Origin of the sequence: Bradyrhizobium sp. NP1 (assembly GCF_030378205.1) — a bacterium.
Classification (GTDB): domain Bacteria; phylum Pseudomonadota; class Alphaproteobacteria; order Rhizobiales; family Xanthobacteraceae; genus Bradyrhizobium.
Genome location: NZ_CP127385.1, coordinates 2,825,200 through 2,848,975, shown reverse-complemented (window position 1 = coordinate 2,848,975; position 23,776 = coordinate 2,825,200). Strand labels below are relative to the sequence as shown.

At 65.2% G+C, this 23,776-nt stretch carries 16 protein-coding genes and 1 pseudogene; 10 read left to right on the top strand and 7 right to left on the bottom strand.

Features of this window, described 5'->3' with window-relative positions; genetic code table 11:
• Nucleotides 1-147: 147 nt before the first annotated feature.
• Together QOU61_RS13445 and QOU61_RS13440 are read left to right on the top strand one after the other, a co-directional pair.
• Nucleotides 148-696: a P-loop NTPase family protein gene (locus QOU61_RS13445; RefSeq protein WP_289659106.1), complete on the top strand. Its 549-nt coding sequence runs from the start codon at nucleotides 148-150 to the stop codon at nucleotides 694-696.
• 91 nt (nucleotides 697-787) lie between these two features.
• Nucleotides 788-1,753, top strand: a complete 966-nt coding sequence (locus QOU61_RS13440; protein WP_289659104.1) for an amidohydrolase family protein — start codon at nucleotides 788-790, stop codon at nucleotides 1,751-1,753.
• A gap of 9 nt (nucleotides 1,754-1,762) precedes the next feature.
• Here the strand turns inward: QOU61_RS13440 and QOU61_RS13435 are convergent, their stop codons facing one another.
• From QOU61_RS13435 to QOU61_RS13420, 4 genes are all read right to left on the bottom strand, one after another.
• Nucleotides 1,763-3,160 (bottom strand): CoA transferase, encoded by a 1,398-nt coding sequence (locus QOU61_RS13435; RefSeq protein WP_289659103.1) that lies wholly within the window; start codon nucleotides 3,158-3,160, stop codon nucleotides 1,763-1,765.
• 117 nt (nucleotides 3,161-3,277) lie between these two features.
• Nucleotides 3,278-6,646 (bottom strand): error-prone DNA polymerase, encoded by a 3,369-nt coding sequence (locus QOU61_RS13430; RefSeq protein WP_289661494.1) that lies wholly within the window; start codon nucleotides 6,644-6,646, stop codon nucleotides 3,278-3,280.
• Nucleotides 6,647-6,648: 2 nt separating this feature from the next.
• A complete protein-coding gene (locus QOU61_RS13425; protein ID WP_289659102.1) occupies nucleotides 6,649-8,253 on the bottom strand; it encodes a Y-family DNA polymerase in 1,605 nt (534 codons plus the stop codon).
• A complete protein-coding gene (locus QOU61_RS13420) occupies nucleotides 8,144-8,938 on the bottom strand; it encodes an ImuA family protein (protein ID WP_289659100.1) in 795 nt (264 codons plus the stop codon). The genes QOU61_RS13425 and QOU61_RS13420 overlap by 110 nt, the downstream gene beginning before the upstream one ends.
• Nucleotides 8,939-9,316: 378 nt before the next feature.
• On the opposite strand from QOU61_RS13420, the pseudogene QOU61_RS13415 reads away from it, so the two are divergent.
• Both QOU61_RS13415 and QOU61_RS13410 read left to right on the top strand, forming a co-directional pair.
• Nucleotides 9,317-10,731, top strand: a pseudogene (locus QOU61_RS13415) (UdgX family uracil-DNA binding protein).
• 287 nt (nucleotides 10,732-11,018) lie between these two features.
• Nucleotides 11,019-12,647: an inorganic phosphate transporter gene (locus tag QOU61_RS13410; RefSeq protein WP_289659098.1), complete on the top strand. Its 1,629-nt coding sequence runs from the start codon at nucleotides 11,019-11,021 to the stop codon at nucleotides 12,645-12,647.
• A gap of 355 nt (nucleotides 12,648-13,002) precedes the next feature.
• Here QOU61_RS13410 and QOU61_RS13400 read toward each other — a convergent pair whose 3' ends face one another.
• A complete protein-coding gene (locus QOU61_RS13400) occupies nucleotides 13,003-14,172 on the bottom strand; it encodes a M20 aminoacylase family protein (protein WP_289659096.1) in 1,170 nt (389 codons plus the stop codon).
• Nucleotides 14,173-14,372: 200 nt separating this feature from the next.
• Here QOU61_RS13400 and QOU61_RS13395 point away from each other — a divergent pair, with 200 nt between their 5' ends.
• The 5 genes from QOU61_RS13395 (at nucleotide 14,373) to QOU61_RS13375 (ending at nucleotide 19,064) form a co-directional block, all read left to right on the top strand.
• Entirely contained in the window at nucleotides 14,373-15,992 is a 1,620-nt protein-coding gene (locus QOU61_RS13395) for a GMC family oxidoreductase (RefSeq protein ID WP_289659093.1), read from the top strand.
• A 311-nt stretch (nucleotides 15,993-16,303) separates the two neighbouring features.
• Entirely contained in the window at nucleotides 16,304-17,248 is a 945-nt protein-coding gene (locus tag QOU61_RS13390) for a metallophosphoesterase family protein (protein WP_289659091.1), read from the top strand.
• Between the two features lie 13 nt (nucleotides 17,249-17,261).
• A complete protein-coding gene (locus tag QOU61_RS13385) occupies nucleotides 17,262-17,597 on the top strand; it encodes a cupredoxin domain-containing protein (protein WP_289659089.1) in 336 nt (111 codons plus the stop codon).
• Nucleotides 17,598-17,688: 91 nt separating this feature from the next.
• Nucleotides 17,689-18,249, top strand: coding sequence for a sigma-70 family RNA polymerase sigma factor (locus QOU61_RS13380; protein WP_289659087.1), 561 nt, complete (start codon nucleotides 17,689-17,691; stop codon nucleotides 18,247-18,249).
• Nucleotides 18,246-19,064 carry an anti-sigma factor family protein gene (locus tag QOU61_RS13375; RefSeq protein WP_289659085.1) on the top strand — a complete coding sequence of 273 codons (819 nt, stop codon included), beginning with the start codon at nucleotides 18,246-18,248 and terminating at the stop codon, nucleotides 19,062-19,064. Before QOU61_RS13380 ends, QOU61_RS13375 begins: the two co-directional genes overlap by 4 nt.
• Nucleotides 19,065-19,101: 37 nt before the next feature.
• On the opposite strand, the gene hpnO is transcribed toward QOU61_RS13375, so the two are convergent.
• Nucleotides 19,102-20,493 carry an aminobacteriohopanetriol synthase HpnO gene (hpnO, locus tag QOU61_RS13370; protein ID WP_289659084.1) on the bottom strand — a complete coding sequence of 464 codons (1,392 nt, stop codon included), beginning with the start codon at nucleotides 20,491-20,493 and terminating at the stop codon, nucleotides 19,102-19,104.
• Between the two features lie 125 nt (nucleotides 20,494-20,618).
• Between hpnO and QOU61_RS13365 the strand changes: the two genes are divergently transcribed.
• Entirely contained in the window at nucleotides 20,619-21,215 is a 597-nt protein-coding gene (locus QOU61_RS13365; RefSeq protein ID WP_289661492.1) for a DUF2147 domain-containing protein, read from the top strand.
• Here the strand turns inward: QOU61_RS13365 and hpnN are convergent.
• Entirely contained in the window at nucleotides 21,183-23,771 is a 2,589-nt protein-coding gene (hpnN, locus tag QOU61_RS13360) for a hopanoid transporter HpnN (protein ID WP_289659083.1), read from the bottom strand. The two genes, QOU61_RS13365 and hpnN, sit on opposite strands and share 33 nt — an antisense overlap.
• Nucleotides 23,772-23,776: the final 5 nt, after the last annotated feature.

Genomic DNA, 23,776 nt, shown 5'->3' with positions numbered 1-23,776 from the left:
GGCCTGTCCCGTTCTAGCATCGCGCCTGCCAACCTGCGACTCTTGCGCGCTGCAACTGCGACCCGCGCAAGAAGCGGATTGCGCCATGACCATCGATTTGCCATCGATCACAGGCAGAGCCTCTCTCGAATAACGCCAGATCATTCCATGGAAAACCGCCGCATCCACATCACGGGCGCTTCCGGCGCCGGCGCCACCACGCTCGGCCGCGCGCTCGCAGATGCGCTCGCGCTGCCGCACCACGACACCGACGATTATTTCTGGGCTCCCACGGTGCCGCCCTATCGCACCCTGCGCGACCCCGCGGAGCGCCTGCGCCTGATGCATGAGATGTTCGTGCCACGCGTGGACTGGATCCTGAGCGGCGGGCTCGACCCCTGGGGCGACGAACTCATTCCCCTGCTCGATCTCGTGGTGTTCCTGAGGACGCCGCACGAGGTTCGGATGCAGCGCCTGCGCGTCCGCGAGGCCAGGCATTTCGGAGCGGAAGCCATCGGCCCCGGCGGCTGGCGACATCAGGAGACCGAAGAGTTCATCGACTGGGCCTCGCGTTACGAGGCCGGGGATCGCGAGGGTCGCAACCTGGCGCGGCAGGAGGCGTGGCTTGCGCGACTGCCCTGCCCGGTGTTGCGGTTCGACGGATCAAGGCCGCTCTCCGAGCTCGTCACGACAGTTTGTGCGGCGCTCGATCGCTGAATGTGCACCGAATCCGCCTTGCGGACAGCGGTGGAACGGTTCACGCTGAAGCGCGCTCATCGAGCCCAAAAAAATAAATGAGGTAACACCCATGCTGACCAGACGCGGAATCCTGCTCGCCTCGGTCGCCGCCGGAGTAGCCATGACCAACAGACAAGCCCTTGCCAAGGCAGCGCAACCGTCAACGCCAGTGAATTTCGACGTGCCCGCAGGGGCCTGCGACTGCCATACCCATATTCATGGCGATCCCGAGAAATTCCCGTTCTTCGCAGGGCGCGTCTATACGCCGGAGCCCGCTTCGCCAGAAGAGATGTCGGCGCTGCACGGGGCGCTGAAGATCGAGCGCGTGGTGATCGTGACCCCCAGCGTCTACGGCACCGACAATTCGGCGACGATATTCGGCATGCGGGCGCGCGGCGCCACCGCGCGCGGCGTCGCCGTGATCGACGACAAGACGCCGGAGAGCGATCTCGACCGGATGCAGAAGGACGGCTTCCGCGGCATCCGCCTCAACCTCGCCACCAGCGGCGTCAACGATCCCAATGTCGCCCGCGCGCGCTTTACGGCCGCCGCCGATCGCATGAAGGCGCGTGGCTGGCACGTGCAGATCTACACGCTGCTTCCGGTGATCTCCGCGATCAAGGAGCAGGTCCTGGCCTCGCCGGTGCCCGTGGTGTTCGATCATTTCGGCGGCGCGGTGGCGGAGGCCGGCCCCACGCAGCCTGGCTTTGCCGATCTGGTGGATCTCGTAAAATCCGGCAAGGCCTATGTGAAGATCTCCGGCGCCTATCGCGCCTCGAAGCTCGCACCTGACTATCTCGATGCCACGCCGCTCGCCAAAGCGCTGATCGCGGCCAATCCCGAGCGCATCGTCTGGGGCACCGACTGGCCGCATCCGGACTCGGTGACGCCGCCGGGCAACAAGCCGACCGACGTGACGCCGCTGTTCCAGATCGACGATGGCCGCCTGTTCAACCAGCTTCCGGTCTGGGCGCCGGATGACGCGACCCGGAAGACGATCCTGGTCGACAATCCGGCACGGCTCTACGGGTTCTGAACGACGGCGCTAATCGCGCGCCGGCCACTCCGGCGCGTGGCTGCCGAGCGGCACGGCCGGACGCGCCCAGAAGGCAGGGGTCTTCGACAGTTTTGCCGAGTAGCTGACAGCGTTGAGCAGGCCAAAGCCCGACGGCATGTCCTCGATACAGGGCCGGATGGCCTCGCCCTTGAGGTCGTCTGCCTTCAAACCGTCGGCGAGGCGGCCGAGATTCCACAGCCAGCGTCCGGTCTGCGCCAGCGACACACGCACCAGCCAGCTCCCGCCTTCGCGCGCCTGGCGCGCCCTTGCCATCATGGTGGCGAACGCCATCAGGTGGCCGGTCGCGTGGTCGAGCATCTGCGCCGGCAATTCCTTCGGCCCGTCGACGCCGGCAGCCCGGCCTTCGGCATGGTTGAAGCCGGTCGCGGTCTGCACCAGGGAATCGAAGCCGCGGCGGCTCGCCCACGGCCCGGCGTGGCCATAGGCCGAGAGCGAAACATAGACGATGCCCGGGCTGATCTCGGCCGCCTGCTCCGGCGAGAAGCCGAGCGACGCGATCGCGCGCGGCCGGTAGCCCTGCGAGAAGATGTCGGCTTGCGCGAGCAGGCCACGCAATGTTGCCCTGCCCTGCTCGCTTTTCAGTTCGACGAAGCTCGAGAGCTTGCCGCGGCCGGTGTCGATGGTGAGCCAGGGGATCGCCGGCAGGTCGGGCCCTGCGATCAGCATGACGTCGGCGCCGTGCGCCGCGAGCGTGCGCCCCGCGACCGGCCCCGCGATCACCCGCGACAGATCGAGCACGCGAAGCCCCGACAGCGGCCGATCGCCCGCCGGCCACGGTTTCGGCGGCGCTTCGCCGATCTTCTCGATCGTAAAGGTCGGCAGGTCTGCAAGAGCGCGTGCCTGCGGCAGCGCCGACCATTCCTCGTAAGAGCGCATCAGCGCAACCACGCCGCCCGCGTCATAGGCCGCGGTCTCGAACGCCTCGCCGTCCCATAGCATCAGCCGAGCCTGCACCTCGTCGCGCTCGGCCTTGCAGTTCAGCACCTTGCAGACGGCGTCGCGGTGATGCGGGAAGTTGGTGTGGAGGCGGACGAAGCGCGCATCGCCCGTGCGATAGACGCCGGCGATCGCGTCCCAGGCCGGCGGCGGCGGCTTGCCGTCGGCACGCAGGTAGCGCTCGCTGCGGCATTCGACGACAGCGTGGCGCATGTCGACCGCGACCTGTTGCGCCGCTCCGCTGCGCGCCCTCCAGATCTCCGCGGCGGCGAGAGCAGCCGCCGCCACGCTCGCCTGCGCCGCAGCGGCGACGCGGAACGAAGACGGCAGTTGCGGCTCCTCGCCGGTCAGCGTGACCGCCTCGAGCGCGGCCGGCGCGCCGCCAGCAAGTTTCCAGAGGTCGGAAAGGATGTCGCGAGGGGTTTGCATGCTTCGACTCGTCATACGCTGGCTTGCCCCGCATATCCATCGCTCTTAAAAACGATTCAAGACGCGATGGATGGCCGGGTCAAGCCCGGCCATGACACCCGATGGGTGTAACAGCCCTCAATGAAAATCCCGCGACGGCGGCAGGATGCGCACGTTGCGCGGATGGCGGATTTTCTGCGCCGGCGTATCGATGTGGTCGCGCCGATCGTCATTGAGCGGTTCGACCAGCGCGAGCCCCGCGGGAACCGGATGCCTGCGGGCCGGCGTGTCGTCGGCAAGCCCGATCAGATCGCGCGAGCGGTCGACCATGCGCTGCGCCACCAGATGCGTCACCCCTTCCGGGCTGCTCTGGATATGGCCCTCGACCAGGATGAGCCGCGAACCCATTACCTCTTTACGGAATTTCTCCATCACCTTCGGCCACACCACGATATTGGCGATGCCGGTTTCGTCCTCCAGCGTCATGAAGACGACGCCCTTGGCGCTGCCCGGGCGCTGGCGCACCAGCACCACGCCGGCGCAGCGCATGGTGAGCTTGTCGTTCTTCCGACAGACCTCGCGGCACGGCACGACGCGCTCTTTTGCGAACATCGCGCGCAGAAATTCCATCGGATGACCTTTGAGTGACAGGCGAATGGTCTGGTAATCGGCGACCACCTGCTCCGGCAGCGGCATCGGGGGCAACGGCTTTGCGCCTTCGTCCGGCTGCTCGCGCGCGATCGCCGCCTCGAACAGCGGCAGCGCCACATCGTTGGGCAGCCGCCGCACCGCCCAAAGCGCGGCGCGGCGGTCGAGCCCGATCGAGCGGAACGCATCGGCATCCGCGAGCAGGATCAGCGCGCGCTTGGGAAGTGCGGTATCGCGGGCAAAATCCTCCAGCGTGGTGAACGGGCGGCGTGCGCGCGCAGCGACGATGCGGTCGGCCCAGTCTTCACCTTCGTCATCCGCATTCGTGTCGTTCCGCAACAGCCGCTGCAGGCGCTTCAACCGCCGCTCATCCGGATCGAGCCAGCTGAAGCCGTCGATCTGGCGGAAGCCGAGCCGCACCGCGCAATATTTGCCGTCCGCCTGCTCCAGCATGTTCTGCGCGAAACTATGGGACACATCGACCTCGCGTACCTCGACGCCGTTCTTGCGGGCGTCGCCGACGATCTGCGCCGGTGCGTAAAAACCCATCGGCTGCGAATTCAACAAGCCGCAACAGAACGCATCGGGATGCCAGTATTTCAGCCATGACGAGACATAGACGAGCTGGGCGAAGCTCGCGGCATGGCTTTCCGGAAAGCCGTAGGAGCCGAATCCCTTGATCTGGTCGAAGCAATTCTTTGCAAATTGGGGATCATAACCTCGCCGGATCATGTTTCCGATCATCTTGTCTTCAAAATTTCCGATCGTTCCAACGTTACGAAATGTCGCCATCGCACGGCGCAGTCCGTTGGCCTCCTCTGAAGTAAATCCAGCCGCTTCGATCGCGATCCGCATCGCCTGCTCCTGGAACAGCGGCACACCGAGCGTCTTGTGCAGCACCTTGTAGAGCTCGTCCGATGGGCCGTGTTCGGGCGACGGCGAGGGATAGTTCTCCTTTTCCACGCCATTTCTCCGTCGCAAATAGGGATGCACCATGTCGCCCTGGATCGGCCCCGGGCGGACGATCGCGACCTCGATGACGAGGTCGTAGAAGGTCTTCGGCTTCAGGCGCGGCAGCATGTTCATCTGCGCGCGGCTTTCGACCTGGAACACGCCGAGCGACTCGCCCTTCTGCAGCATCTGGAAGACTTCGTCGTCATCCTCGGCCCGGATGTCCGCCAGCTCGTAGCGCCTGCCCTTGTGGAGTGCGACCAGATCGAAGCATTTGCGGATGCAGGTCAGCATGCCCAGCGCCAGCACATCGACCTTCATCATGTTCAGCGCATCGACGTCGTCCTTGTCCCATTCGATGAAGGTGCGGTCCTCCATCGCGGCATTGCCGATCGGCACATAGGTGTCGAGCCGATCCTGGGTGAGCACATAACCGCCGACATGCTGCGACAGATGGCGCGGGAATTCGATCAGCTCGGTCGCAAGCTCGACGGCAAGGCCGATCATCGCGTTGTCAGGATCGAGCCCCGCCTGCCTCACCTGCATGTCGTTGAGGCCCTTGCCCCAGCTTCCCCACACGGTGTCGGCGAGCGCCGCGGTAACGTCCTCGGTCAGCCCCAGCGCCTTGCCGACGTCGCGGATCGCGCTGCGCGGCCTATAGTGGATCACGGTCGCGATGATGGCGGCGCGGTGGCGGCCGTAGCGGCGATAGACATATTGCATCACCTCCTCGCGGCGCGAATGCTCGAAATCGACGTCGATGTCGGGCGGCTCCAGCCGCTCCTTGGAGATGAAGCGCTCGAACAGGAGATCGACCTTGGTCGGATCGACCGAGGTCACGCCGAGCACGTAGCAGACCGCGGAATTCGCCGCCGATCCCCTGCCCTGGCACAGGATGTCCTGACTGCGCGCGTAATGCACGATGTCGTGCACGGTCAGGAAATAATGCGCGTATTTCAGCTTGCGGATCAGGCGCAGTTCCTTGTGCAGCACCTTTTTGGTCTTGGGTGCGATCCGCACCGGGAAGCGCTTGTGCGCACCGGCCCAGGTGAGATCCTCCAGATGTCGCTGCGCGGTCTTGCCCGGCGGCACCGGCTCGTCGGGATATTGATATTTGAGCTGGTCGAGCGAGAAATTGATGCGATCGGCAAAGCGCAGGGTTTCCGCGATCGCCTCGGGAAAATCGCGAAACAGCCGCGCCATTTCGGAAGCCGGCTTGAGATGCCGCTCGGCATTGGCCTCCAGCTTCCTGCCGATCGCCTCGATCGTGGTCTTCTCCCGGATGCAGCTCACGACATCCTGCAGCGGCCGGCGCGCGGGATGGTGGTACAGCACCTCGTTGGTCGCCAGTAGCGGCACGTTGTCTCTGGCTGCGATGTTGGAAAGCCGCATCAGGCGGCGCTGGTCGTCGCCGCGATAGAGCAGGCTTGCCACGAGCCACACGCCGTCGGCAGAGCTTGCGCGCAAGCGCTCCAGCACCTTATGCACCGCGTCCGCCTCGAAGCGATACGGCAGGCTCACCGCAAGAAGCTGGCCATCCGAGAATTCCAGGAGATCGTCGAACCGCAAATGGCACTCGCCCTTTTCTGCGGCGCGCTTGCCGTGGGTGAGGAGCTGGCACAGCCGGCCGTAGGCGGCACGGTCGCGCGGATAGACGAGGATATCGGGCGTGCCGTCGATGAAGACGAGGCGCGCGCCGATCAGAAGCTTCAGCCTGTGCTTGATCTCGGGATTATCGAGCTCGCTATAGGCACGCACGATGCCGGCGAGCGTGTTGTGGTCGGCGATCCCGATCGCGGCCAGCCGCAATTCGCCGGCCTGCTGCACATATTCCTGCGGATGCGAGCCGCCGCGCAGGAAGGAGAAATTGGTCGTGATGCCGATCTCGGCATAGGAAGGCTCATGCATGCTCATGCGAACAGCCCGTGCACGAACCAGTTGGCCGGCATGGGCTTGCCCTCGCCGTCGACAAGCTCGCTGCCGTAAAGCCCGTCGCGAAAAATCCAGAAGCGCAGGCCCGCCTCGTCCTCGACGCGGAAATAGTCGCGCGTCAGCGTCGCACCATCCTGCTTCCACCATTCCATGGCGATGCGCTCGGGTCCCTCGACCCGCACCACGACATGGGTGGCGCGGCGCCAGGTGAAATGATGCGGCGGTCCGTCCGGCACGGTCGCAAACGGCACCTTGATCGGCTCCGGCCGCTCGAACAGCCGCAAAGGCCGCAGCGGCGGCTCGCCCTCCATGCGCACGGGCCAGGCTGCTTCGCCCGCGGCCATCAAATGATGCTGCGCCGGCGCGGCCATGACCGCGCGCTCGGGGATATGGCTATCCTGCGGCAGATGCACGACGATGCGTTTGCCTCCGATCCGCGCAGCGATGCGGTCGATCAGGGCCGAGAGCACGTCGCTGTCATGGACGTTGGCGTCGAGATCACGCTGCTGCTGCACGACGATCTCGGCATGACCGGCGGAGAGGCGTATGAGGTCGAAGCCGAAACCGGGGTCGAGGGGGTCGTTCAGCGCCTCGAGCCGCTCGCGGAACAGGCGCTCGATCACATTGGCCCTGGTCACGGGCCGCCCGGTCTCGACCACGATCGCGCGCACCGCGCCGTCGGTGCGGAAGAAGCTCGCCTCCAGCCGCCGCGCGCCCTTGCCCTGCCGATCCATCGCGGCGACCAGCGTCTGCGCCAGATGCAACAAAGTGAGCCGGATCGCACCGTCGGTTGCGACCGGCTCGGCAAAGCGCTTCTCGACGATATAATCCGGCGCCGGCTTGCGCGGACTGATCGGCGTATCGTCCTGGCCGAGCGCCTGCGCCAATAGCGTCGTGAAGCCGGCGCCGAAGCGCGCCGCAATTTCATGGCTGGCGCGCGCAGCGACGTCGCCGATCGTCTTCAAGCCGGCCCGGCGCAGGCCGCTCGCGATCGCCTCGTCGGCGCCGAGCGCGGCGACCGGCAGCCGCTGGACGGCGGCGGCTTCGCCGCCCTCCTCCACGATCACGCCGGAAGCACAGCGCGTCAGCGTGCGCGCACAGACGGACGTGCCGGCAATCGCCGCACTGACGACAAAACCCTGCCGCCGCAATTCATCGCTGACCTGGCGGAGCAGCGCGGCCTCGCCGCCGAACAGATGGGCGCAGCCGGTGATGTCGAGGAACAGGCCATGCGGCGGATCGAGCGCCACCAGGGGCGTGAAGCGGTCGCACCAGGCGGCGATGTCCTCGAGCGTCCTGGCGTCGGCCGACTCGTCGGCGTCGAACACGGTGAGCTCCGGGCAGATGGCGCGGGCGTTGGCGAGCGGCAGCCCGATCGTCAGGCCCCCGCGCGCGGCTTCATCGTCGACGGCATAAAGCGTCACCGCATTGTTCTGTTTCGCAATGACGACACACGGGATACGGCCCGCATGATTACCCGGCGCGTCGTTGCCGCCGGACAGTTTGCGCCGGATGCGGTCGATGGGCAGGCGCGGCAGCCACAGGCTGAGAATACGCCGCTGGTTCTGCGAAAAGGCACTCATCACATTTCCATTCCATGATCCAACGACCGACCGGGCCATGACGGTTGCGAGCGAGCTCGGCGTCGAACACCGGCGCGCCCCATGCGGCAAAGCGTGCCGCCGGCGGCGAATGCGCCGCGCGCACGATCCAGCGCGTCTCCGCGGTGGAGGGAGAAGGTTTTGCCGCGATCCGCAGCAACAGGCCGGTCGCCCCGGACGCCTGCGCAGTCAGTGTCAGCTTGCGGCTTGCGACCAGATCGAACGAGCGCGCCTCGCCCCATACTTCCAGAACGACCGCGCCGACCGCGTCGCAGGCGAGCGCATCGGCTGCGATCCGCAAGGCGCCCTCGGCATCGGCCGCATGCACGCTTACCAGCGCGCGCGGATCGAGGCCGAGTTCGGCAAGCCCCGCCATCGACAGCGCGCCGGCTTCGATGGCGGAAAAATCCTGCCGCACCCAGACCAGCGGCCGGCGCGGCGCGACGCGCGCAGCGAGCCCTGCGATGAATCCGGTGGCGGCTGCGCTCTGATGGCCTTCGGAAAACACTTCATGCACGGCGGCCGCGGCGAGCCCGCCATGCAGCGCCGCGTCGGCTAAGGCATGGCCGAGCCGGGCCTTCTTCAGCGCATCGGCTGCAGGCGAACTTTCCAGGCGCGCGATGTCGCCGCGCAAGGACGCAAGCGTGCTCAGGCGTGCGCTGGTCATGCGCCGCTCCTCAAGAGGTGATGAGGCCATTGCTGGTTTTTAGAGAACCAGGATCTGGCCCATTTGTTCATGATATGTTCTAATATAAAGCTAACAGGCTCCCAAGAGTCAATCGACTTGAGACACCTGAAAATTCATCAGCAAAATCAATGCGATTCAAGCCGATAGCCGCCTGCCTCGTCACTTCGCATCTGTGCCGCCGATCTGACGTTCCTGCAGTGGTTGCAGCGAGATCGTCTCAGGAACGTCAGATCGAAAGCGGCACTGAAATCATAGGTTTGCTAGTGCCCTTTGCTTTCCGAAGTTCGTGCAAGAGGTCGCGGCGATGGTTCACGAACTTCGGAAAGCGGGCACTAGGTCATGACGAAAGGAAAGCCCATGCATCGCATCTCGCTCGACAGCGAAACCGATTTCGATGGCTGGCGCAGGGCTGCGCGCGCGCTGGCGCTCAACGACATAAGCCCCGCCGAGGTGACGTGGACGGTGGGAGGCAGCGAGGCGGTCGCAACAGAGCCGCTCGACACATCCGCCGACACGTTCAGCGTCGCGGCGAAGTTTGTCGAACGCGCGCAGGCCGCGATCCTGCACCGCGACGTCAACCGCTTCGACCTGCTCTACCGCCTGTTGTGGCGGCTGCGCAGCCATCATGATCTGCTGAATGTGGCCGACGACCCTGAGGTCGCGCGGGTGACTGAAATGGCGAAGGCGGTGCATCGCGACCAGCAGAGGATGCAAACTCTCGTCCGCTTCCGCGAAGTCGGCCGCGAGCAGAAGTCGCATTTCGTCGCCTGGTTCGAGCCCGAGCATCACATTGTCGCGGCAACCGCACCGTTCTTCGCAAGCCGTTATGCCGACATGCCCTGGTCGATCCTGACCCCTGATGTCTGCGCGCATTGGGACGGTCATGCCGTCGCGATACCGCAGGGATCGCGCGCGCCGAAACACCAGCCGAGGACAGGCTGGAAGAAATCTGGCGCCGCTACTGTGCACCCATCTTCGATCCGACGCGGGTGCGGCTGAAGACCATGGAGGACATGCCGACACGATCCTGGAGGAACCTGCACGACAGTTCGATCATTAAGCCTCTGATCGCCGATGCCGAATACTGGACCGGTACAAGGATCGCCGGTGCGGCTTCAATCCCGCAACGGCCGGAAGCCTCGATGAAACGCAAGCCTGCAACCTCGACGGACACTATCGCGACGCTGCGCGAGGAAGCAGCCTCCTGCCGCGCCTGCCCGCTCTGGAAGAACGCGACCCAGACCGTGTTCGGCGAAGGTCCGCAAGACGCCTCGATCGTCTTGGTCGGCGAGCAGCCCGGCGACAAGGAAGACCTCGCAGGCCTGCCCTTCGTCGGGCCCGCAGGCCAGATGCTCGACCGCGCACTGGAAGAGGCCGGCATCAACCGCAGCAAGGTCTACATCACCAACGCGGTGAAGCACTTCAAATTCGTGCCGCGCGGCAAGATCCGGCTGCACCAGAAGCCGTCGACGCCGGAGATCAAGGCCTGCCGGCCGTGGTATGAGCGCGAGCTTGCCGCCATCAGGCCCGGCCTCGTGGTGGCGATGGGCGCCACCGCTGCGCAATGCGTGCTGGGCAAGATCACGCCCATCAACAAGAACCGCGGCCGGCTGATCGATCTCGACGACAACACCAAGGCGCTGGTGACGGTGCATCCGTCCTATCTCTTGCGGCTGCCGGACGAAGAGGCAAAGGCGCTCGAATATCAGCGCTTCGTCGACGACCTGAAGCTCGCGGCAGACTTTTTGAAGAAATCGGCGCGCGCGGCGTGAAACGCCCCTCGCGCATCATCCTTGCGAGCAAATAGGCCACGCGAATGCGCCCTCGCGGGCTCCGCAAAGCAATCCAGCATCCTGCCGGCACCGATGGGCGTTGTTTCGTCGCCTTCGCTCCGCGCAATCACGGCTCCCAGGCATCGATCTCAATTCACTGCATCACATAACGCATCACGCATGATTTTCGTGGTTGCTGCGCCGCATCAACAAGCCCGGCCTGTGTCATCTAACCTTCAAATCCATCGGTCACAAATGGGCCTTCAGTGACTTTCATGGGGGTCAGAATGACCGACGTTGCATTAAATCCGTCGATGAGCGAGGGCGCGCCGATCCAGCCGGCATCGCGGCCCAACCTCGACAAGGGCTTCAACCCGCTGACGATGATCATTTTCTTCGGCATCCTCGCCGCCGGATTGCTCTTTGTCGCCTACAGCATTTATGTCGACGTCGACGCGACCGGTGCCCGCGTCACCACCTACCTGCCCTATATCCTGCTGTTCGTCGCGCTCCTGATCGCGCTCGGCTTCGAGTTCGTGAACGGCTTCCACGACACCGCCAACGCGGTCGCAACCGTCATCTACACCCATTCGCTGCCGGCCGAAGCCGCCGTGATGTGGTCCGGGCTGTTCAACTTCCTCGGCGTGCTCACCTCGACCGGCGCGGTCGCCTTCGGCATCGTCTCGCTCCTGCCGGTCGAGCTGATCCTGCAGGTCGGCTCCAGCGCCGGCTTCGCCATGGTGTTCGCGCTGCTGATCGCCGCGATCCTGTGGAATCTCGGCACCTGGTATTTCGGGCTGCCCGCCTCCTCTTCCCACACGCTGATCGGCTCGATCATCGGCGTCGGCGTCGCCAACGCGCTGCTGCGCGGCCGCGACGGCACCTCGGGCGTCGACTGGGGCAAGGCGACCGAGATCGGCTATGCGCTGCTGCTCTCGCCGCTGGTCGGCTTCATCTGCGCCGCGCTGCTGCTGATGTTGTTGAGGGTGATCGTCCGCAACCCCGCGCTCTACGCCGCGCCCGAAGGCAACAAGGCGCCGCCGCTCTGGATCCGCGGCCTGCTGATCCTGACCTGCACCGGCGTCAGCTTCGCGCACGGCTCGAATGACGGCCAGAAGGGCATGGGCCTGATCATGCTGATCCTGATCGGCACCGTGCCGACCGCCTATGCGCTCAACCGCGCACTGCCGGAATCCCAGGTCGCGCAGTTCCAGCAGACGTCGGACGCCGCCTCCAAGGTGATCGCGGCCAAGGGCGCCGGCCACAGCATCATCGGCGATCCGCGGCCCGCGGTGACGCAATATGTCTCGCAGCACCACCTCAATGAGGGCACCTATCCTTCGCTCGCGGTGCTGGTGAAGGACGTCGGCGACCAGGTGCAGAAATACGGCTCGCTCAGCAAGGTGCCTGCGGAGGTCGTCGGCAACACCCGCAACGACATGTACCTGACCTCGGAAGCGATCCGCTTCCTGATGAAGGACAAGGAGAACGATCTCAACAAGGAGGAGGTCGCGACCTTGAACGCCTACAAGGCCTCGCTCGACAACGCCACCAAGTTCATCCCGACCTGGGTCAAGGTCGCGGTCGCGATCGCGCTCGGGCTCGGCACCATGATCGGCTGGAAGCGGATCGTGGTCACGGTCGGCGAGAAGATCGGCAAGACCCACCTCACCTATGCGCAGGGAGCCTCCGCCGAACTGGTCGCGGCCGCAACGATCTTCGCCGCCGACAATTTCGGGCTCCCGGTATCGACCACGCACGTGCTGTCCTCGGGCGTCGCGGGCGCGATGGCGGCCAACGGCTCAGGGCTTCAGGTCGCAACCATCCGCAACATGGTGATGGCCTGGGTGCTGACGCTGCCGGCCGCGATCCTGATCTCGGGCTGCCTCTACGTGATCTTCTCGCGCCTGTTCTGAGTACGCGAGAGGCCGCGCGGCAGTCCAAAACAGAAGGCCCGCGCTCGGCGCGGGCCTTTTGGCATTGGCGATCGCAAGCGCCAAATTCCCGTAGGGTGGGCAAAGCGAAGCGTGCCCACCGTTCATTCACCGAACGATCCCAAGATATCCCTTATGTCTCCACCCCGGTCGGAGACGAGCAGCCCGCGCGCGACAAAGCGAAAAGTTGCTGTGCGGCCAATCGACGACGCGCGTAACGAGCCCATGTTTGACTGGATTGAAATGAATGTAATCGATGTGACGTTCGAGGTCGCCATCATCGCGGTGGGCACGCTCCGCTTTGCCCACCCTACTCATTTCCCTCGCAAATGACCTCTCACGCCGGCAGCGTGTTCTCGACCAGCTTGATCCAGTACGAGGTGCCGAACACGATCGCCTCGTCACTGAAATTGTAGGCCGGATGGTGCAGGCCGGCGCTGTCGCCATTGCCGCAGAAGATGAAGGCGCCCGGCCGCTTCTCCAGCATATAGGCGAAATCCTCCGCACCCATCAGCGGCGGCATCTCGTGCACATTGGTGTCGCCCGCAATTTCCTTCGCGACCCTGGTCGCGAACTGCGTCTGTACCGCGTGATTGTTGGTGACGGGATAACCGCGCTCATAGGTGAGGTCGATCTTGGCGCCGGTCATCTGCGCGACGCCGGCCACCACCGCACGCACCCGCTTCTCGACCAGCTCGCGCACTTCGGCGGTCAGCGTGCGCACGGTGCCGCGAAGCACCGCGGTCTGCGGGATCACGTTGCGGGCGTTGCCGGCGTGGAATTCGCACATCGAGATCACCGCAGCGTCGAGCGGATCGACGTTGCGCGAGACGATCTGCTGCAGCGCCGTGATCAGTTCGGCGCCGACGAGGACGGAATCGAGACTCTTGTGCGGCCGCGCCGCGTGGCCACCGATGCCCTCGATGTTGATGTCGATGGAATCGGTCGCCGCCATGATCGGGCCGGTGCGGATCGCGAACGAGCCGATCGGCATGCCGGGGCCGTTGTGCATGCCGTAGATCTGGTCGATGGCAAAGCGCTCCATCAGCCCGTCCTTGATCATCGCGGCGGCACCCGCGCCGCCCTCCTCCGCCGGCTGGAACACCACGACCGCCTGGCCGGCGAAATTCCGGGTCTCGGCGAGGTAGCGCGCCGCGCCCAGGAGCATCGCGGTATGGCCGTCATGGCCGCAGGCGTGCATCTGGCCCGGGGTCTTGGAGGCGTAAGGCAGCCCGGTCTGCTCCTCGATCGGCAGCGCGTCCATGTCGGCGCGCAAGCCGATCACCTTGACGTCGCCGCCGGCCGGCTTCCTGCCCTTGATGACGCCGACCACGCCGGTCTTGCCAAGACCCGTTGCGACCTCGTCGCAGCCGAATTCGCGCAGTCGCTCGGCGACGAAGGCGGCCGTGCGATGCACCTCGTAGAGCACTTCGGGATGCGCGTGGAGGTCCCGGCGCCAGGCCTGGATATCGGGTTGCAGATCGGCGACGCGGTTGACGATGGGCATGGCGGGTCCGGTTTCTTATGGGTTGAACGTCTTGTGTAGCACGGCCCGCGCAATCCACCCAAGCCTGCCGGGGATGCCCGAACGCCGACCAAGGGCCTGCAAAAGCCGGGCTTGTCCCGGCCATCCGCGTCCGACTAATAGAGAAGCAAGGACGTGGATGCCCGGCATCAAGCCGGGGCTGACGGCGGGCGAAATGCGAGATGGCACGACAGCTTGAGGGCGACTTCGACTATGTCATCGTAGGTGCGGGCACCGCGGGCTGCATCCTTGCCAACCGCCTCTCCGCCGATCCGAAAAATCGCGTGCTGATCCTGGAAGCGGGCGGCGACGACAACTGGATCTGGTTCCACATTCCGGTCGGCTATCTCTTCGCCATCGGCAATCCGCGCTCGGACTGGATGTTCCGGACCGAGGCCGAGCCCGGCCTCAACGGTCGGTCACTGGCCTACCCGCGCGGCAAGGTGATCGGCGGCTGCTCCGCCATCAACGCCATGATCTCGATGCGGGGACAAGCGGCCGACTACGACCACTGGCGCCAGCTTGGCCTCGCCGGGTGGGCGTATTCGGACGTGCTGCCGCTGTTCAGGCGGCTGGAGGATCATTTCCTGGGCGAAAGCGAGCACCATGGCGTAGGCGGCGGCTGGCGCATCGAGGCGCCGCGGCTGTCCTGGGCCATTCTGGACGCGGTGGGCGACGCCGCCGAGCAGATGGGCATCAAGCGCATTCCCGATTTCAACACAGGCGACAATGAGGGCATCAGCTATTTCCACGTCAACCAGAAGCGCGGCCGCCGCTGGTCCTCGGCGCGCGGTTTTTTGAAGCCCGCGCTGCATCGCCCCAACCTGCGGCTGGAAAAGCACGTGCTCGTGGATCGCCTCATCGTCGAGAACGGCCGCGCGGTCGGCGTGCGCTTCATCCAGGGCAATGAGGCCGTCGAGGCACGCGCGAAGGGCGAAGTGATCCTCTCCGCCGGCTCGATCGGATCGACCCAGGTGTTGCACCGCTCCGGCATCGGGCCAGCGGATTGGCTGGGGCCGCTTGGCATTGAAGTCGTGCTCGACCGGCAGGGCGTCGGGCGCAATTTGCAGGACCACCTGCAGCAGCGTGCGATCTACAAGGTCGAGGGCATCCGCACGCTGAACGAGACCTATTACTCGCTGCCGCGGCGCGCCCTGATGGGGCTCGATTATGCGCTCCGCCGCCGCGGCCCGTTGACCATGGCGCCCTCGCAACTCGGGATCTTCACGCGCTCCGACGCCACCCGCTCCCGCGCCAACATCCAGTTTCACGTGCAGCCGCTGTCGCTCGACAAGTTCGGCGATCCCCTGCACCGCTTCCCGGCGATCACGGTGAGCGCCTGCAATCTGCAGCCGACCTCGCGCGGCACGGTGCGCATCCGCTCCGAAAAGCCCGATCAGGCCCCCGCGATCGCGCCGAACTACCTGTCGAGCGACGACGACCGCCAGGTCGCCGCCGACGCCATCCGCGTCACGCGGCGGCTGATGCGCCAGCAGGCGCTCGCGCGCTACCGGCCGGTCGAATTCCTGCCGGGCCCTTCAGTCGGCGACGACGAGGTTTCCCTTGCCAAAGCCGCCGGCGACATCGGCACCACCATCTTCCACCCCGTGGGCACGGCCAAGATGGGGATGGCGAACGATCCCATGGCCGTGGTCGACGAGCGGCTGCGGTTTCGCGGGATCGCGAACCTGCGCGTGGCGGACGCCTCCGTGATGCCGACCATCACGTCGGGCAACACCAACACCCCGACCGCCATGATCGCGGAAAAAGCCGCCACCATGATCCTTCAGGACGCGCGCTGATCGTCGCGCCGGCGATCGTCAAAGTGCGCGCCAGTGGACGGGCCGCCCGACCAAGTTCCAGCACGACATCACAATTCACCAAGCAAACCCTTGAAAGTGATGAAATAACGCGGCCCCCCCGCGATCCTGAAAGCAAAGCCCCCGTGCCCACCCGGCGGAGGCTTGCGCTGGCTACTCACGTCGCACTCACGAAGTCGTCATTAACCCCGCGTCGGAAAAAAGATTTTTCGCTGGGATGCCGGGAATAAGGGCGGCGCTTGGCCGATCAGGTGGGCGGACCCAATCAGGGGTTCAAAGCGGAGAAAAGCGCGATGAGCGATCACGATCACCATGATGACGGCCACGGCGTCAGCCGTCGCCACGTGCTGGAATGCATGACCTGGGCCGGCACCGGCGTACTCTGGACCATTTCCGGCGGCGTGCCCCGTTCGCTGGGCCTGATCGGTTCGGCTGCGGCGGCCGAGGCGTCCGGGCTCACCTTCCTGCAGATCAGCGACAGCCATGTCGGCTTCGACAAGCCGGCCAACCCGAACGCGCTCGGCACGCTCGAGGAAGCCATCAACAAGATCAACGGGCTGCAGAAGAAGCCCTCGTTCATGATCCACACCGGCGACATCACGCATCTGTCGAAGCAGGCGGAGTTCGACAATGCCGATCGCATCATCTCGCAGGCCAAGCTCGACGTGCACTACGTGCCGGGCGAGCACGATTTCCTGGACGAGGAGGTCAAGTTCTACAAGGAGCGCTACGGCAAGGGCACCAAGGGCGCCGGCTGGTACTCGTTCGACGCCAACGGGGTGCATTTCATCGGCCTCGTCAACGTCGTCGACCTGAAGGCCGGCGGGCTGGGCAATCTCGGCGCCGAGCAGCTCGAATGGCTCGAGAACGACCTCAAGGGCCGCTCGAAATCCACGCCCATCGTGGTGTTCGCCCATATCCCGCTCTGGACGGTCTACCAGGAGTGGGGCTGGGGCACCGAGGACGGCGCCCGCGCGCTCGAATACATGAAGGGCTTCGGCTCGGTGACGGTGCTCAACGGCCACATCCACCAGGTGATGCAGAAGGTCGAAGGCGCCGTGACCTTCCACACCGCGCGTTCGACGGCCTTCCCGCAGCCGGCACCCGGCACCGCTTCCTCGCCCGGACCTATGAAGGTCGCGGACGACAAGCTGCGCAGCGTGCTCGGCATCGCCAGCGTCAACTTCAAGCTCGGTGACCAGCGTCTGGCCATTATCGACACGCCGCTGCAGGGATAAGGGAATTCGAGCTATGACATCAGCCATGCTCCGTGGCCTCGGCGCTCGTCTCGCCGTGGCCTCGGCCCTCCTATTGCCGTTCGGTATCCTGTCGGCCCATGCCGAGGAGGTGAAGGTCACGATCGACAATTTCACCTTTGCCCCCCAGCAGGTCTCGGTGAAAGTCGGCGACACCGTTACCTGGACCAACCATGACGACATCCCCCACACCGTGGTGTCGGCGGGCAAGTTCAGGTCCAAGACCATGGACACCGACGACGGCTTCTCGTTCACGTTCACCGCGGCCGGCGACTACAAGTACTTTTGTTCGCTCCACCCGCACATGACAGGGACGATCAAGGTTGAGTAGCGGCCCAAACCAAGGCATCACAACAATGCCCGGCCGGTGGGTTCCTGCCGGCCGGGCATATGCTCATCCAGTCAAAGCCGAGCCAAGGGCGATGCCGGTCAAAGCTGCCAATGACGACCCCGAGAAGGCGCGCCGCTTTCGCGAGGCGGCGCTGCCTCATCTGGACGACGTCTACACGCTGGCGCGCTATTTGCTGCGCGACGCAAACGATGCGGAGGATGCGGTTCAGGAATGCTATTTGCGCGCGCTGAAACATTTCGACGGCTATCGCGGTCCGGCCATGAAGCCGTGGCTGTTCGCGATCCTGCGCAACGTCTGCCGGGCCGAATACGCGCGCCGCGCGAACTCGCCGACGGGTGCGATCGACGACCTGCCGGAAGGCGCCGACCAGACACCGCTGTGGAACGAAGCGCAGGAAACGCCGGAGGCCCAGATGCTGCGCACGCGCGACGCCGACACTGTCCGCCGGCTGGTCGCGGCGCTTGCCGAACCGTTCCGGGAGACTTTCGTGCTGCGTGAGATCAACAACCTTTCATATCGCGAAATCGCCGAGGCGGTCGGCGCCCCAGTCGGCACCGTGATGTCCCGCCTCGCGCGCGCCCGCGCCATGCTGCGTTCGGCCTGGCTTGCGGAACAGGAGCAAGTGAGATGAGTTGCGACCACGACGAGACCATGCTTCACGCACTGCTCGACGGCGAACTCGACGCCGGGCACGCCCGCGAGATCGAAAAGCAGATCGCGGCCTGTCCGGCCTGCGCATCGGAGCTTGCAAGCTACCGCGAGATGCGCCGCCTGATGGCTGCGACCGATTTGAGCTACAAGGCGCCGGCTTCGCTCAGGCAGCGGATCGAGGCGGCCCTGCCCCAGCCAGAGGCGGCGGTGCAGGCGCCGTCCCAGGCACCCGCGCAGGTTCAGGCGCAGGTGGTGCCGCTGCCGAGCCGGCGCGCGGTGCTGCGCGGCTTTGCGATGGGATCGGCGGTGTCCGCGATGGCCGCGACCGGGCTCGTCGCGATCGTGCTGCGCAATGACGACCAGCAGCACATCGAATCCGAGATCGTCTCGGCGCATCTGCGCTCGTTGCAGGCCGGGCACCTGACCGACGTGATCTCCACCGACAAGCATACGGTGAAGCCGTGGTTCAACGGCAAGCTCGATGTCTCCCCGCCGGTGATCGACCTCACTACGCAGGGCTTCACCCTGATCGGCGGCCGCCTCGATTACGTCGACGCCCGGGCCATCGGCGCCGTGGTCTATCGGCGCCGTGCCCATGTGATCAACCTGTTCGTGTCGCAAACGGCGAGCATGGAGCATCGCGCGGCCAAGATGGACACCGTTCAGGGCTTCAACATCCGCCGCTGGAGCGATCGCGGGCTGAACTACTGGGCTGTGAGCGACATCGGCGCCGACGAGCTCGCCGAGTTCGGCGACAAGCTCGAAAACGCGCTGCGGGCGAATACCGAAGGCTGACCGCGCCGACTTGACGTCCCGGAAGGCGGCACCGGCGTTACGCCGAGCGGCGCACCGCGTTGTCGACCAGCGTCTTGCCGAGCGACCAGATCGCGCCGGGGACCTTGTGGCTCGAGGCGATCACGGTATCGAACGCCGTCTCGATCCATTTGCAGTCGTCTTCGGTGATGACCAGCGGCGGCAACAGCTTGATGGTGTGGCTGCCGTGGCCGGCGACCTGCGTGAGGATCTTGTGGTCCTTGAACAGCGGCACCGTGATGAGCTGGCAGAACAGGCCCTTGTTGGCGGTCTCCAGCACGTTCCACGACGCCTTCAGCCGCAGCGATTTCGGCGGCCCGAACTCGACGCCGATCATCAGGCCCTTGCCGCGCACTTCCTTCATCAGCTCGTAGCCCGGAACCATCCGCGTCAGCGCCAGCCTGAGCTCGGCGCCGCGCTTGGCGGCGGCCTCGATCAGCTTCTCCTGCTCGATCACCTCGAGCGTTGCGATGCCGGCGGCCATCGCGAGATCGTTCTTGGCGAAGGTCGAGCCGTGCACGACCGCACGGTCCATCTGGTTGAAGATCTTGTCGAAGATGCTCTTGCGCGTCAGCAGCGCCCCGACCGGGACATGGCCGCCGGACAGCGCCTTGGCGAGCAGCACCATGTCGGGCTCGACGTTCCAGTGCTCCACCGCGAGGAAGCGGCCGGTGCGCCCGATGCCGGTCTGGATTTCGTCGGCGATGAAGATCGTGCCGTATTTGCGGCACAGCGCAGCCGCGCCGGGCAGGAACTCGTCGGTGGGCATGTTGACGCCCTTGCCCTGGATCGGCTCGACGATGAAGGCGGCCACCTCGCGCGACGACAGCGCCTGCTCGAGCGCGGCCAGATCGTTGAACGGGATCGCCGTGCAGCCGGGCAACAAGGGCTCGAAGCCGCTGCGGAAATTTGGATCGTCGGTGAGCGACAATGCGCCGTAGGACAGGCCGTGGAACGAGTGCGCGCAATGCACGATTCCGGGCCGCCCGGTAGCGCCGCGGGCGAACTTGATCGCGGCCTCGACGGTCTCCGCACCGGAATTGGCGAAAAACACCTTGTCCAGATACGGAGCGTATTTAAGCAGCCGCTCGGCCAGCACGCCGGCCAGCGTCGAGACGTCGAGCTGCACGAGATTCGGCAGGTCGCTGTCGAGCACGCTCTTGAGCGCTGAACGCAGCGCCGGGTGATTGCGACCAATCGCAAAAACGCCAAAACCGCTCAATAGGTCGAGATAGCGCGCGCCTTCACGATCGAAGAGGTACTGCCCCTGGCCCTTCTGGAATCCGACGTCGTAACCGATGGTCTTGAGGACTCGGACGAGTTGCTCGTTGAGGTGGCGCGCATGCATGGAACTGCGCTGCGCCTGGCGCTCCACAAACATCTCGGAAACGTCTAGATTTGAACTTAGCATCGGTTACATAGGTCGGTTGAGGGTCGGTTCGTCAACTACAATCGCTCAATGCGCGGCGTTTTGCCGTGGTTTGGCCCGCCCAAGGAAGCACAGGCTCTAATATGTTGCACTGCCCAAGAGTTACCATGCAAACACTACTTTATTCTGTAGTCTTTTTGGCGGCAGGCCTCATTTCAGCCAAGGCCGCCGATCCCACCGGGGACTGGCGGGTTGCCGACGGCGTTGCCAGCATCCGCGTTGCTCAATGCAATGGCAGTATGTGGGGCGTCGTGGTCTGGGAAAAAGAGCCCGGCGGCCGTGACAGTAACAATCCGGATGTCTCAAAAAAGAACAGGCCGACGCTGGCCATGCCGATCCTGCTCGACATGAAGAAAAAAGCCGGCGCCGATCAATGGGAAGGCCAAGTCTACAACGCCAAGGACGGGCAAACCTACAGCGCCACGATCACGCCCACGGGTTCCGACCAGCTCGAGATCAAGGGCTGCGTGCTCGGCTTCCTCTGCGGCGGCGAAACCTGGACCCGGGTCGCTCCTCCGATTCCGGCAAGCCCCGTCAACAGCATGGCCAAGGGCGCGCCCAAGAGCGGAACGACGGGCGCCGCCCCCGCCCCGAAAACCGCGGGCACGCCGGGCGCGGGCAAGAAGGCCGGCGTTCAGCCTCAGCCGGCCGATCCCGTCGGCGACATCTGCCTACTCCCCGACATCGCGCGGTTTGCCCATTAGCGCGGGCTGGAACAGCAGCACTGCGGCAAGCGTGGTGAGCAGCGACAGCGCCAGCAGCTTGCCCATGCTCGACGTTCCCGGATGCGACGACAGCCACAGGCTGCCGAACGCGGTCGCCGTGGTCAGCGCGCTGAAAAAGATTGCCCGTGTCAGGCTGGTTTGCAGCAGATTCGTCCTGCCCGAGCGCCACGCCACGACATAGTAGATCTTGAAGGCGACGCCGATGCCGAGCAGCAGCGGCAATGCGACGATGTTGGCGAAGTTGAGCGGCAATCCGATCAGCACGCAGATCTCGAGGGTCACGGCACCCGCCACCAACAGCGGCACCAGCGTCATCGCGACGTCGGTGATCCGGCGCAGCGTGATCCACAGCAGCAGGCCGATCACGACCAGCGCATAGATGCCGGCGTGGATGAACGCCTTCACCACGGTATCGCCGGATTTGAGGATCGACACCGGGCCGCCGATCGCGGTCGGCTGCGCCGCCAGCACCGCATTGGCGAAGTGGCGCAGGTTGTCATTGTCGTTGGGATCGCCCTTCGGCAGCACCTCGACCCGGATCAGGCCATCCTTGGCCTTCCAGGCATTGACGATGTCGGGCGGCAGCGTCTTCAGGCTGACGGGCTGCGCCTGCAGCGAATCCTTGAGCTGGTCGAGCACGATGTTCAGCGGCGTCACGAAGATCGCCTGGGCCTTGTTGCGCGTGTCCTCGCTGCTGTCGGCCAGTTTCGACAGCGCGTCTGCCAGCCGCCGCGCGGCGACCGCGCCGGAACCTTTCCCGTCGCCGGCGACCTTGCGCAGGGTGCCCGCCGAGCTCTTGAGCGAATCGACATTCTCCTGGTCGGTAGGCGGCGCATCGACCGAATCCGGATTGAGCGCGGGATTGAGCACCCGGCCCGCCTGCGCGATCAGCTTGAGCTTGGCCGGCTGATCCTCCGGCACGAAGCTGTCGAGCGACTGGACCCGCAGCACCTCGGGCAATTTTTCCAGCTTCGCCTCGATCTGCTTCGCTTCGGCCTCCGAATGGGTCAGGACGTTGATGGCGTTGGCGCCGGTGTTCGGATCCTTGCGCAGGTCGAGGAAGGTGGCGATGGATTCGGCCTTGGGATTGCGCAGGTTCATCGGGTTGAAGTCGAACTTCATGAAGTAGAGCAGCGGCAGGCCGCCGAGCGCCACCAGGAGCGTTCCGACCACGATGATGACGCGGTGCTGCTCCAGAAAACGGTCGACCGGAGCGAGGAACGCATAGCCGACCGGCTCCTTCTCGCCCGGCGGGTTGAGCAGCTTGAGCAGCGCCGGCAGCACCGTGATGCTGGAGGTGAACGCGACGATCATGCCGACGCCGGCGATCGCGCCGAGTTCGGAGATGCCCTTGTAGTCGGTCGGCAGGAAGCAGAGGAAGCCGGCGGCGGTCGCCATCGCCGCGAGCGACAGCGGCACGGCCGCACGGCGCGCGGCTTCCTCGAGCGCTTCGGCAAGGTTGTCGTTCTTGAAGCGCTCGGAGCGATAGCGGACGGAAAACTGGATGCCGAAGTCGACGCCGAGGCCGACGAACAGCACCGCAAACGCCACCGACAGCAGGTTCAGCGAGCCGACCATCGCAAGCCCGAGCGCCGTCGTGATCGACAGGCCGATAAACAGGTTCACGAACACGGCAAAAATGATCTTCGCCGAATGCAGCGCAAGCCACAGGATCAAGAGCACGACCAGGACGGTGCCAAGGCCGTTGACGACGGCGCCCTCCTGCACGGTCGCGTATTCTTCGTTGGCGATCGGAACCGGCCCCGTCAGGCGGACGCGGGCCTGGTATTTGGCCGGAAATTCCGCCTCGGCCGCGGCCTTGCGGATCGCATCGGTGGCATCCTTGCCCGGCTCCAGCGCCTTGTAGTCCAGCACCGGCTTGAACTCGATGAAGGCGCGCCGGTCCGAATCGGTGAGCGGCTTGTCGCTGGTCAGTTCGCGCCAGGAGAAAGTGGCATTGCCCTTGTTGAGGATGTCCTCGACGGTTTGCGCGATCAGGTTGAAGGGGCGCGCCGTGCTGTCGAGCTTGACCTGGCCGCGCTGCACGCCGGCAAGGCCGGTTTCCAGCGCACCCGTCAGCCCGCGGATCGAGGGATCGCCGGCCATGATCTCGATCAGGGGGGCCGCCGATTCGAACTGGCCGGTCAGCCGGGCGAGCTGCTCGGTCGGCAGAAACAGGAGGCCGTTCTTGTTGAAGAAATCGCCGGAGCCGAGCGGCTGCATGGAGTGGAAGTTTTTGGTGTCGCCCTTGAGCTTCTGCTCCAGCGCCTCGGCAGCCGACTTCGTGAGCTCGGGCGTCGGTGCCTCGACGACCGCCAGAATGGTGGAGTCGCGATCAAACGCGCGGTCGAACACCTGGTCGCGCTGGCGCCAGTCGAGCTTGTCCGAAATCAGGGTGTTGATGTCGGTGTTGATCGCAAAGTGCTTCGCTGCGTAGAAGCCTGCCCCGACCGCAAGCACGAGCGCCACAAGCAGGGTCGGAAGGGCAAATCGCGTGCAGCCTTTGACAATCGAGACGACAATACGTGTCAGCACATCTA